Source organism: Undibacterium sp. (assembly GCF_030683615.1).
Classification (GTDB): Bacteria; Pseudomonadota; Gammaproteobacteria; order Burkholderiales; family Burkholderiaceae_D; genus Undibacterium; species Undibacterium umbellatum.
In genome coordinates this window covers 12563-25006 of record NZ_JAUXQE010000022.1, presented here as the reverse complement: position 1 = coordinate 25006, position 12444 = coordinate 12563, and the positions used below count along the sequence as shown (strand labels likewise).

The 12444-nt window shown below is 52.1% G+C and carries 8 protein-coding genes and 1 pseudogene; 4 read left to right on the top strand and 5 right to left on the bottom strand.

Annotated features, from left to right (window positions below; translation table 11 throughout):
• Window positions 1–214: 214 nt before the first annotated feature.
• Window positions 215–1618, bottom strand: a complete 1404-nt coding sequence (locus Q8K39_RS11715) for an aspartate kinase (RefSeq protein ID WP_186957157.1) — start codon at window positions 1616–1618, stop codon at window positions 215–217.
• A 228-nt stretch (window positions 1619–1846) separates the two neighbouring features.
• Between Q8K39_RS11715 and Q8K39_RS11710 the strand changes: the two genes are divergently transcribed.
• Window positions 1847–3304: an FHA domain-containing protein gene (locus Q8K39_RS11710; protein WP_305260368.1), complete on the top strand. Its 1458-nt coding sequence runs from the start codon at window positions 1847–1849 to the stop codon at window positions 3302–3304.
• A gap of 14 nt (window positions 3305–3318) precedes the next feature.
• Here Q8K39_RS11710 and Q8K39_RS11705 read toward each other — a convergent pair whose 3' ends face one another.
• The gene (locus Q8K39_RS11705) at window positions 3319–4074 is read right to left on the bottom strand and encodes a hypothetical protein (protein ID WP_305260366.1); all 756 of its coding nucleotides are present in this window, start codon (window positions 4072–4074) and stop codon (window positions 3319–3321) included.
• Window positions 4075–4673: 599 nt separating this feature from the next.
• On the opposite strand from Q8K39_RS11705, the gene Q8K39_RS11700 reads away from it, so the two are divergent.
• Entirely contained in the window at window positions 4674–6929 is a 2256-nt protein-coding gene (locus Q8K39_RS11700; RefSeq protein WP_305260363.1) for a hypothetical protein, read from the top strand.
• Window positions 6930–6938: 9 nt separating this feature from the next.
• Window positions 6939–8375, top strand: a complete 1437-nt coding sequence (locus Q8K39_RS11695; RefSeq protein ID WP_305260360.1) for a protein kinase — start codon at window positions 6939–6941, stop codon at window positions 8373–8375.
• Between the two features lie 70 nt (window positions 8376–8445).
• Here Q8K39_RS11695 and Q8K39_RS11690 read toward each other — a convergent pair.
• The 3 genes and pseudogenes from Q8K39_RS11690 to Q8K39_RS11680 all read right to left on the bottom strand — a co-directional run.
• Window positions 8446–8598, bottom strand: a pseudogene (locus tag Q8K39_RS11690) (alpha/beta fold hydrolase); the annotation flags it as partial.
• Window positions 8599–8620: 22 nt separating this feature from the next.
• Window positions 8621–9373, bottom strand: a complete 753-nt coding sequence (locus Q8K39_RS11685; protein WP_305260358.1) for a tRNA-uridine aminocarboxypropyltransferase — start codon at window positions 9371–9373, stop codon at window positions 8621–8623.
• A gap of 189 nt (window positions 9374–9562) precedes the next feature.
• Window positions 9563–9811 (bottom strand): DUF3297 family protein, encoded by a 249-nt coding sequence (locus tag Q8K39_RS11680; protein WP_186957221.1) that lies wholly within the window; start codon window positions 9809–9811, stop codon window positions 9563–9565.
• Window positions 9812–10160: 349 nt separating this feature from the next.
• Here Q8K39_RS11680 and katG point away from each other — a divergent pair, with 349 nt between their 5' ends.
• Window positions 10161–12350 carry a catalase/peroxidase HPI gene (gene katG, locus Q8K39_RS11675; RefSeq protein WP_305260356.1) on the top strand — a complete coding sequence of 730 codons (2190 nt, stop codon included), beginning with the start codon at window positions 10161–10163 and terminating at the stop codon, window positions 12348–12350.
• Window positions 12351–12444 lie beyond the last annotated feature (94 nt).

Sequence of the window (12444 nt, the reverse complement as noted above, 5' to 3'; positions counted from 1 at the left end):
TGAATTCTAAAGCAAATTAGACCAGTCGTCTAGTGATTTGCTTTCGCAGGGGGAAATGAGTTTGGAAAGTGATAGCGATTGGTGTCGACTAATTAATGGAGGAAGGTGACAAGCCGCCTTGCTTAAGCGGCTTGTGCTAATTGCTCAAGCTATTTTTTGACGAAAGCATCAAAAAAATATCTGTTGATGCAAAGAAAACGCAGGCTGGCTGTCCTTACCGTCCAAAAAACTCTGCATGTATCGCCTGTAACGCCAGTTTCCTGTCCTCTTGCTGCACCAGCATATATGCAGCCACTTCGCTGGCGCCGGCAGCCGCCAGGCAGACATGCACGCCGGCTGCAATCGCCGCCGACAAGGCGCGACTGGCAATTGCGCCGCCCACATCAGATGCTTCCAGCACACCATCGCCAACCACGGCGACAATCGCCACATCAGCATTGCGTGATACTTCGACCACACCGGCCAGGTGATGCTCCATCAGTGCAGCGTAGGCAGCATCCAGATTATCGCGTGATACCAAAATATTGATGGCAGTCTGTGCCGTCAGCACGCTCTTGATATTGATGCCATTTGCATCCAGGGTATTTGTCACCTGCGCCAGGATGCCTGACTTGAAGCCGACACCGGGACCGTGCAATTTCAGGATCGCCACGTCTTCTGTCGAAGTGACACTCTTCACCACATCGCGCGTCACCTTGCGTTGCGCATTGATGACGGTATAAGGTTGCAGGCCACGCTCAGGGCGGGTGATGTTCAGTATACGGATGGGGATATTCTGGTCGAACAGAGGCTCTACCGTGCGCGGGTGCAAAATCTTGGCACCAAAGTAAGACAACTCTGCTGCTTCCAGATAATTCAATTGCGTAATCGTGTGTGGTGCGCTTACCGTGCCTGGGTCGGCACTGAGAAAACCATCAACATCTTTCCACACATCCAGTGATTCTGCGCCTATGCAACAGGCAATTGATGCGGCTGAATAATCAGAGCCGCCACGTCCAAACAAGGTGGCCTTGCCGTCACGGTCAACGCCATAAAAACCCGGCACGACAATGACATCATCGCCTGCCAGTGCCCTGGATACGGCTGGTGCACTGGCATCAAAATCGCAGGCAGCATTGCCAAATACGCCATCGGTGATCAAACCTATGTCTTCTGGCAAGGCTTCACGTGCGCGTATGCCATGGCTGAGCAAGACTTCGGTCAGCAACAGGCTGGACAGGCGTTCGCCATAGCTGAGGATGGCATCATTTACAAAAGTAGGTACGTCGCCTATGCAATGTATGCCTGTCAGGTAACGATCCAGCTGATTCAGGCGTACCGAGAGCGCCAGTTCTATGCGTGCGCGGTCGGCGGGAGCGCTGATATTGGCTTCCAGTATCTGTTTTTTCAGGGCGCGCAAGTTTTGTGTGTAATCCTGGCTTTCAGCCAGTGCTGCTGCTGTTCCTGCCCCTTCCCTTGCGGCTTGCACGCAGGCTATGAGGGCATTGGTAATGCCATAAAAAGCAGATACCACGAGAACTAAAGGTTGTTGATAGCTTTGCACCACATTGACAACGCGGCTGATATCTTCAGGCTGGCGCAGATTGGAGCCACCAAATTTAACGACGATTTTTTTCATTGAGTTTCCAGGGCAGGGATTGCATGTTGACCACAAACATTCCGCAGACAGAGATGCGAAATGAAGTATATCGAAACGACTAGGTTAATGCAGCGCTGCAATCAGGTCAACGCGGCTGTTCTGGCCTATGAAAAAAACTGATGGCAAAACACGGTCATATTCCTCCATTTGATCTGGCGCTTACTCTCTATAGTTGTAGCATCGCCCGTACTATGACCTTGCCTCACCATGAAAAAATGCCTGGCCCCGGATCACCCGCACTGCACGCATTGGGTAGCAGAGGGTGAAACCGTTTGTACAGCGGGTCACCAGCAAAGGCCAAATCCGCAGCGGCTGGAATTACTTCATGCATCTGCGGACAGCCTGGTGCAAAACCACGAAGCAGTGGCGCCCGTCAACTTGCATCTGCATTTCAGTGGTTATGATCCCCGCGCAGCAGGCGGACGGCAAACCATCAGGCTGGAATTGCGCGGTATATTGCCGCCAGATGTCACCAGCATAGAGGTACAACTACGCTCTGATCTCATCGCCATCACCGAATCAAAACAGCGTTTTCAGCGCACCGCATCAGGCCAGTGGCCTGAGTTGCTCATCAACTTTTCATCCAAAAACAAAGAGCATGGTCAATATCCGGTCGAGGTTGTCTTGTTGCATGAGCAAGCCAACAGGCCGAGGCGAAAATGGCTTTGCACCAGCGTCATCTTCGTCCCGCGTGCCGATGCCTCACTGACCGAAATTCACAGCGTCTTTCTGGCGACGCAAAAAAATGTCAGGGTGATGGCAGAAGATGGTGCTATTGCCACATTCAGCGGCCTGGGCCAGTCCAATGGCTATGCGCAAGGAAATATAAATATAGAAATTAATGCCAAGGATGCTGCCATCGCCAAAATGGAAATGCGCGCACCCACAGGCAAATATGAAATTGCCATGGGTACCATCGCCTGGGATGAAGAGCTCATCGAAGTCAGCCCTGAAGCAATGAGCATTGCTGCGCCAGCAACGCCCCTGCCAGCACCAGTCAGGCCAGCGGTAAAGCTACCAGCAATTTCAACAAAGACAGCAGCACCGACAAAAACCGCCAGCCTGATCGCTGGGCAGGAACGGATAAGACTCTTTGCCATGGAAGAATGGGTGCTGGGCCGTATGGAGGAGCAGCCGCAAGCCGATATCCTGCTCAGCCATCGCGACCATAGCGCAGATGAAAACGCCAGGCTGACCCGTCGCATCAGCGCCCGCCATGCCATCATCCGCAGAAAAGGGGCGGGCGCAGAAATCACCGATGTATCGCGCTATGGTACTTTGCTCGATGGCATCTGCATGGAAAAAGACCAGGCCTATAATTTGCGAGCAGGCATGCAAATCGAATTCTGCGCCAGCTTCAGAGGCATAGTCAAACTGCAAGTCGTGGCAATTTTGCCACATGCTGTCATTCTAGGTGATGCTGCTACAGGGCCAGGCAGTAGCTTGCTTTACTTGATTAAGCCGCAAACCAGAACTCTGCCTTCAATACAAAATTTACCAGAAGGATTACCAGTGATACTTCATTTTCAGGACGGTTTCTGGCATAGGGATAAGCTTACTTTGCAAGATACCAGACTGGATTCACTTGCAGATTTGAGAGCACTCACTCAGTTACCGGCAGGCTGTCGTTACTTAAACTCAGCATATCCAGATAACAATCAATAGAACGGCAGAGAGGCTCAACATCCCCAATTGTGTAGCGATGCAGTCGGAGCGTTTTTACCGGGTTTTGCAGTAGAAGACAATAAAACAAACCTGCCGCTACTGTTTGATCCATTGATGGCGATAATGAAATCAGGAAAGCCATCACCATCTATATCGGAGATAGCTTCTACGCGCGAATCCCAGCCGAAGTAACCCAGTGCATATTCAAATTTCTTGCCATTATATTCAATGAAGTAAGTTGCCCCTTCTCCATAAGCTGCGCCGTTTTTTCCTTTCAAGCCATTTTGAACGCGCATGCCAAATTGCACGCCGTTCAATTCCAGCCGGTATTGATAATCCAATTGAGGTTGTAAAATACCTGTCCCGTTTTTGAATACATAAATGGGCTGCTTGCCTGGCTTGAATTGGACGCCTGGTACACGCAGATATTGAAGACCGTCGTACTCATCCAACTTATACGGACGATTGGATGGCTGATCCTTGGTCGGGATTTGCTCGACAATTTTCTTCAGCCAGTCTGGCATTTTCTCTTTGCTGGATGCGGGCCTTATTTCTAGTGAATTATCTTTTAGGGCAAGAGAGACCCATTGATCTCCGGGCCATTCGGAAGGCAATATTTTTTCAAACAGCTTGGGCACGCCGTAACTTCCCACATCCTGTTGCCATTCCCCCGAAATGAGCAAAGTACCAACCTCCTTATCAGCCGCATGACAGAAAGACGTGAACAAGGAAATATTCAATAACAGCAAGAATGGTCGGAAATTTTTCATGTATTAATATCTAACAAGAAATTTATTATCTCCCGGGCAATAGAGTTCGGGGCATGTAGATGATGGCATAAAGTCCACAGCATTATAAATACTAGAACTCATTTCATACAGAGGTTAAGATGCGTTTGCCTTATCACTTGAGCTGGTAAGGCGAACGACGCAGTCAATAGCAATATCTATTGGCAACGAGTCCAGCGCGTCACGTCTTGTACTGCATCCCAAATTGTCTTGTTCGCACTCATCCTATTTATGAAATGAGTTCCAATAAATAATCGGTGAGACTGGCACAGACACTTTAAGCTGATTGTTGAGCAATGTAAATAATTGCAAATGATGTCTGGTTTGCAGGGACAGAAAACTCTTGATGCAATCGCGGTTAAAAATTTGAGAAATCCAAAATGCTCAGCAGAAAGTTATATGTTAAATATGCTTTTTTCTTTACGCTACTGTAATGACTGATAGTATCAAAACCTTTCATAGTACGATCTAAGCCCAAAACCCCCTTCTGTTCGCGTCTTTCAAAACTACTCCCGGTGCTACCATTTTTGCTCAGGTGCAAAACAAGTTTCAGCACCGCGCAGCGCTTGAAGGAGTCTCGCATGTTCAGCATCTTTGGTTCGTCCAAAATCAAATGTCCCCAGTGTGACCATCACAATATACAAGAAGCGGTGTATTGCACGCATTGTGGCCTCATGCTGAGTAGTCCACGGCATGAACCTGTCCTGCGCCAAAAACGCTGGTTGCCGAAAGAGAATGAAGTCGCCATGTATTTTGGTGTGCGACCGCTGAGCAGTATCGCCAGGCAAGACTTGCATATTCCCGTCAGCGCGCGCGCCTATGTAGTACAAGAGGGCCGCTTTGTCGAATTGCTCGCGGGTGATTACATCAACCAGGATATTTCCAGCCAGCTCATGGGTTTGCAAACAGACAAGGCAGCAGAAATCCTGCTGACTCGCCTGAATCCTTTCGCCCTGCTATTTGCCTTTGAGGATTTACACACCGCAGAATTCCTGGCTATTGCTGCCAAATTTGTCATCAGCGTCAAGATTGCCGATGTACCTGCGTTTGCCACACATTTCATGCATGCGCCCGGCATCATAACTTGCCAACAACTGCAGCAGTTGCTGGAACCCATGGTGCGTCAGATCGCTGTTGAGTTTCTGGGTGCGCAATCCTTGCGTGAGTTGCAAGACAATGCCCATTTGCGCCAGCAATTGGATGAGCGTCTGTTGTCGACCTTGAACCAGTCCATTGCACAATACGGCTTTGTTGCTACCCAGGCTGTTACCCGCGAAGTGCGGCACGACAAACTGACAAATGACAGAGAAAAACTGGGCGAAAAAATCAGCAGCCTGCATCTGGTCATCGATGGCCAGCGCGCCCAGCTTGAGCACAGCAAGCTCGTCGATGCACTTTACACCAATACCGAATGGCAAAAAATCGCCAGACAAGAAGAGCAAATCCGCTTGCGTTATCGCCATGAAGAAATGCGTCATCAATTTGGCAAGGACTTAAGCTGGCTGTACATGCAAGGCCAGGTCGAGGGCGCTAAAAAACGCCTGAGTCGCGCCAAGTTGCGCCAGGATGAAAACGAGAGATTGCAAATTATACGTGCACGCGAGTTGGAATTGTATGGCCGCATCGTCGAAGCCGGCACCCGCAAGCAAGCACTGGAACGTGGAGCCGGCGACACCATCAGAGAACTTGAACACAGCCTCAAGCAAAAATCTGAACAACGCCAGAATGAAGCCGACCAGTGGTTGCATATACGCACCATGGCGCGCATCAAGATGCGTTCAGAGTCAGAAATCACACAGTTGCAAGGAAAGGAAGCTGCGCAACTGATGCAGCAAAAAATCCAGCATCAGTTACAAAAATTCCAGCTGGAACATGAATTCACGCAAGCCAGCCTGATAGCAGACCAGGATCAGCAAAAGCTACAGACGGAACTACTGCGCCACAAGCAAAACCAGTTGACACGCCGGGAACAGGAACTGGAAGATGAAGAGCAAAAGAATCGCCTGATACTTGTCAGCATAGAAGCCGAAGCCAGGGCGCGCGAATTCCAGCGCATACAAGCCTGGGAAGAAGAATTGCAGCAACAGCGCAAACGTGGATTGCAGCGCGAAGACAGCATCAGTGATATTGATACCGAACTCAAGCTCAGCCAGGTACAGGAAAAAATCAATGGCATCCGGCGCGGTGATGCGCAGGCCGATGCCATGGTGCAGCATGAAAAATTACTGGGCACCCTGAAAGCCCATGCCCTGTTTGAACAACAAACCCAGCAGCATCAGCATCAGGCTGCGCTCGCCAGTGTGGAAGTTGAAACCCTGAGGCAGCAACTCAAACAGCAAGATGATGAACGCCGCTGGAAAAAAGAACTGCAGCAGACAGAAGCCGAGCGTGCCGATAAATTTGCCAGGCTGAGCCTGGAACGTGAGCAACGCCAGGCAGAACAGGCACACGATGCCCTGCTGGCCCGCATCGCCATAGAACGCATGAATGCCATCGCCAACTTCAGCGAAACCGGCAAGATCGCCACCGCCGAACCCGCCAATGCCCTGGCTTTGGCCGAGATCGTCAAAGTGCAGGCACAAGCCAGCTTGACGGCAGAACAAATCCTGGCCATGCAGGCGGGTAGTTCCGAGCATGCCGCACTGGCCATGAGTGCCATGGCCAGTACCCAGCAAGGCATGACCTGGGACCAGGTTCTCAAGATGCTGCAAGAACGCATACAGGATGAGCGTGAGCAAAGAGAAGCTGAACAGAAAAGGCGTCACGAGATAGACCTGAGCATGGCGCAAAATGCGGGTAACCGTGTAGCCCCAATTGCTCAGGCAGGAAGAAAATAAGTCATCACAATGCAAACGCCATTACAAAAAATCCGTGAATTGCGCGCATTGCTGGATGAGGGTTTGCTATCGGAAGAAGAATTCAAGCAGCGAAAAAATGCCATACTCGATACCGAGCTGGCTCCTGTCATCGCCAGGCAGGGCAAGCAGAGCAAACCGGAGAATGAGCAAGGCACAGACCTGGGTTTTCTGGCCGGGCAAGAAGTCGGCGGTCTGTCGAAACGCTACCGGCTTGAGCGGCTATTAGGGCAGGGCGGCATGGGCCAGGTATGGCAAGCCAGCGACCTGGCAACCCAGGCCGAGCTGGGTCATAGCGAAATGGTGGCACTTAAGATACTGCCACCACAACTCACCCAAAGCGCCCTGCATGCCCGTCTGCTGGTCGAAGAAGCTTCGCTGGTGCGCAAGCTGGCGCACGAACATATCGTCAGGGTCTATGACTGGGCGCGTGATCCAGCTACCAATAGCTATTTCATCATCATGGAATATCTGGATGGACAAGACCTGGAAACCTATCTGACCCGCCATACCCGTTGCACCCTCAAGCAAGTGCTGGATATGTTGGGCCCAGTAGCAGATGCGCTGGACTATGCCTGGGCAAAACATAAACTCGTTCACCGTGATTTAAAACCCAGCAATCTCTTGCTGACACAAAGCGGGGAAACCAAGCTGCTGGACTTTGGCATCTCTGCCCGTTTGCGCAGCCATACCCAGGCTGGCCTCATCTCCACCAGCATGACGCCATCACGTTCGCCTTACGCTGGTACGGCAGGCTACCGTGCGCCAGAAGCTGGCAGCCACCAGCACAGTCCCGCGCTGGACGTGTATGCCGTCGCCGTCATGATTTACCAGATGCTCGAAGCTGCCATGCCCTTCGGTGAATATCGTCATCCGCAGCAGCAACCAATACAAGCTGCCTCGCTCAATGCTGCGCAATGGCACGTCTTGCAAAGTGGCTTTGCCATCCAGCCAGACCAGCGTCCCGCCAGTGTCCGTGCTTTATTACAGACCCTGCAAGCCGCAGGCAAGTCTGCTTTGAATGCCGTAGCAGGCAAAGCGCCAGGCCACAGCAGGCAACAGCCTGAGTCGGGCGTCTCTCCAATAGAAGTCGCAGCCCGCCAGCGTGCAGAATTAAGACGGCAACGCAAGGAGCTGGAAAAGCAAAGGCGCGAACAAGCCAGCGCTGCCTTGCATGCCCTCATCGCCAGACAAAACCGCCAGCGTGCCATTGAAGATGCCCAGCGCCGCCAGAAAGAAGAACAGATAAGGCAATACAAAGAGCAGCAAGAAAAACAACGCCAGCAAGAAGAAGCAATTGCTGCCATGAGACAAGCAGACGCGCCCAGTGATGTCACTATCACCTGGGAAGAAGCGCAACGCTATCTGGCTGCGATCAGCCGCAATGCTGGCCCTGAAAATGGCTCAATACCAGGGATTGTGGCGTAGATAAACACATGCCATGGCTAAAAAACGGCACGACCCCGCTTGCAGAGCAACTTACTCACGATCAAATTGATTAATTTTTCACTGCAGCAAAAATTGCATCGGCAACTGCTTTGGGTTGAGACAGCATAGGCACATGGCTGGTTGGCAACGTGGTCGTCACGGCATTGATCTTTTTCGCAAAAGCAGCCTGCAAGGCCGGATCTATCGTGCGGTCTTTGCTGGCCTACAACGGAATACATATGTCTTTACAATCTCCCCACCAACTCCCGCATCTGCACATGCAATTCATCCTCCCATTCCACCTTCAACTGCTGCTTTGCGCGCAGATAATGATCAGTGAACAAGTCGAGATACATCTCCAGCGCCCCCGCAGCCGCAGTCTCACCAGCCAGTCCCAGGCATAGGGCTGCCACTTCCGAGGTACACAAATGATCATCCCGTCGCGAGCGGCGCAAGCGGTAACGTGAAAGTTGTTCTGGTAACAAGCTCAGTACAGGGAACTTTGCCAGGTAAGGGCTTTTTTTGAAAATCTTGCGGGCTTCTGGCCAGGTAGCATCCAGCAAAATAAACAGCGGGCGCTTGTGGTTATCCTGTTCTGCATCTACAGGCAGCAACTCCGAAATCACCCGCTCTGGAGTGACAAATTCACCAGGGAAGACAACATACGGCTGCCATTGCGGGTCAGCCAGCACGGCCAGCAAGGCTGGATCGACTTCAGTGCGTGCCCAGCCAAAGGCCATGGTGTCGGGCACCACATCGGCAATTAGCCAGCCGGTATTGCTGGGTTTCAGCGTCTCATGTTCAGCCATCAGCAGGCACACCCCCGCGCGGGTCGGCACGACGGGGCGCAATTCGCAAAGACAATGGCTAAGTATCAGCCTGCAGCCGCTACACCGCTCACCCTTGGGGCCACCACGCGCAAGAAACGGCCTGGTACTGCGCTCAAGACGGGCAGAACGCAAGCGGGATACAGCGTGTGGCAGGGGAGTGGGTTTCATCAGTGAATCAGGATAGGGCATGCAGGCAACAAAAGCAGCATGCCTGTTCAGACAGCAAACAGGCAGACAATCATATCGGAGGGGATTTTGGCGTCCTGCCTAACGATGCGGACGCCATGCCAGCCAACTCTGGGCCGAAGAAACGGGCACTACAAAAGCCAGCACCCGGCTGTAACTCAGTAATGGCGATCAGCGGTAAAAAGCCTCAACCACACCCTTGACTTTGATCATCAGGGGATTGCCCTTGCGGTCACGGGCCTTGCCAGCAGCAACGCTGACCCAGCCTTCGCTGATGCAATATTCTTCAACGTCATTGCGCTCTTTGCCGTTGAGCTTAATACCGACATCGTGTTGAAACACTTCGGCGACATGATAGGGGCTGCGCGGATCAACCGACAGGCGATCTGGCAATGGGGGGAGTTGTGTAGTGTCGTTCATGATCGCAATTATCCCTTAGAAGTGGTGACGATTCAATGACTCTCATACTTTGGTATAAATAAGCTAATGTGAAGAGCGCAATGAGCTAGGTCAGTTTGAATTCAGAATTTCTCGCTTAGCCCATAGGATCGCCATCAACAAAGCGGCAAAAATACTCAGAACCAGCAGGATTTGCAGAAGAAAACCCAATCTGGTCAGAGAATAAATCGATAGTTAAAACAAATTAATTCAATAAATTGAATTAAATTTACCTATTGATCTTCCGTCTCTACAATCGATCGGGTAGTAGAGCTCATCTCTTCCTCTTGACGTAATGAGCTCACTTGTCACTCAATCAAAGGAGATAAGAATGTCAAACGAAGCAAAATGCCCATTCTCAGGTAACGCCCGCACCGCAGTGGCAGCCAGCCACCCAAACGCAGACTGGTGGCCAAATCAACTGAACCTCAAGATATTGCACCAGCACTCCCCTGCATCCAATCCGCTGGGTGAAGATTTTAACTACGCAGAAGCATTCAAGACTCTGGATCTTGACGAAGTCATCAAAGACCTACATGCCCTGATGACAGATTCGCAAGAATGGTGGCCTGCTGATTACGGTCACTACGGCCCCTTCTTCATTCGCATGGCCTGGCATAGCGCGGGTACCTATCGCACCAGCGATGGTCGCGGCGGCGCTGGCGCTGGTGCGCAGCGCTTTGCACCCCTCAATAGCTGGCCTGACAATGGCAATCTCGACAAGGCACGCCGCCTGCTCTGGCCCATCAAACAAAAATACGGCAACAAACTGTCCTGGGCAGATTTGATGATCTTGACCGGCAATGTTGCGCTCGACTCCATGGGCTTCAAAACCTTTGGTTTCGCCGGTGGACGTCCCGACATCTGGGAACCGGAAGAAGACATCTACTGGGGGCCCGAAGGCAAATGGCTGGATGACCAGCGCTATAGCGGCGACCGCGACCTGCAAAAACCGCTGGCCGCCGTGCAAATGGGCCTGATCTATGTCAACCCGGAAGGCCCAAACGGCAATCCTGACCCGCTGGCATCAGCCCGCGACATCCGCGAAACCTTCGCACGCATGGCCATGAACGACGAAGAAACCGTTGCCCTGGTCGCAGGCGGCCACACTTTTGGCAAAGCCCACGGCGCAGGTGACCCTGCCCAGGTAGGCGCAGAACCCGAAGGTGCCAGCATAGAAGAACAAGGTCTGGGCTGGAAGAACAGCTTTGGCACGGGCAAAGGCGTGCACACCATCACCAGCGGTATAGAAGGTGCCTGGACACCAACGCCCATCACCTGGGATAACTCCTACTTCGAAACCCTGTTTGGCTATGAATGGCAACTGACCAAGAGCCCGGCTGGAGCCCATCAATGGACCCCCACCGATCTGGCCGCCAAAACCACAGTACCAGATGCGCACGACCCATCCCTGCGTCATGCACCCATGATGACCACAGCAGACATGGCCCTGCGAGTGGACCCGGCATATGAAAAAATCTCGCGCCGCTTCCTGCAAAACCCGCAAGAACTGGCAGATGCTTTCGCCCGTGCCTGGTATAAACTGACCCACCGCGACATGGGGCCCATCACCCGTTACCTTGGCCCTTTGGTAGCAAAAGAAGAACTGATCTGGCAAGACCCTATTCCAGCAGTCAATCATGCTCTGGTCGATGAGAGCGACATTGCCAGTCTCAAGGCAAAGCTGCTGGCATCTGGCCTCAGCATATCGCAATTGGTCAGCACTGCCTGGGCTTCGGCATCCACCTTCCGTGGCAGCGACAAACGCGGTGGCGCGAATGGCGCGCGCATACGTCTGGCACCACAAAAAGACTGGCAAGCCAATCAGCCAGAACAACTGGCCAAGGTGATGGCCAAACTGGAAGCCATACAGGCAGAGTTCAATGCTGCCCAGACTGGTGGCAAAAAAGTCTCACTGGCTGATCTCATCGTCCTTGGTGGTACCGCCGCAGTGGAAGCTGCCGCCAAGAAAGCGGGCCATGAAATCCAAGTGGCCTTTGCCCCAGGCCGCATGGATACGACGCAAGAACAGACGGACGTAGAATCCTTTGAAGTCCTCGAACCTGTCGCAGACGGTTTCCGCAACTACCTGCGCAAAGGCCTGGAAGGCTCTGCTGCTGCACTACTGATCGATAAGGCGCAACTGCTCAAACTCAGTGCGCCAGAAATGACCGTGTTGATTGGTGGCTTGCGTGCCCTGAACGCCAACGCCGGACAATCACAACTCGGTGTATTCACCAAACGACCAGAAACATTAAGCAATGATTTCTTCGTCAACTTGCTGGACATGAATACCAAGTGGCATAAATCAGGTATAGAAGGCGTGCTCGAAGGCCGCGACCGTGTGAATGGCGATGTGAAATGGACAGCCAGCGTGGTCGACCTCGTCTTCGGCTCCAACTCACAATTGCGGGCACTGGCAGAAGTCTATGCCAGTAGCGATGCGCAGCAGGTTTTTGTGCGCGATTTTGTGAGGGTCTGGGTTAAGGTCATGAATGCTGACAGGTTCGATTTGCTGTGAACCTGAAAAACTCGCATGAATTGAGGCGTTGACGTACTGATCTGGTAGTGATTTTTGGCTACCAGATCAGCATTAGCTACATCTTGTAAACTAC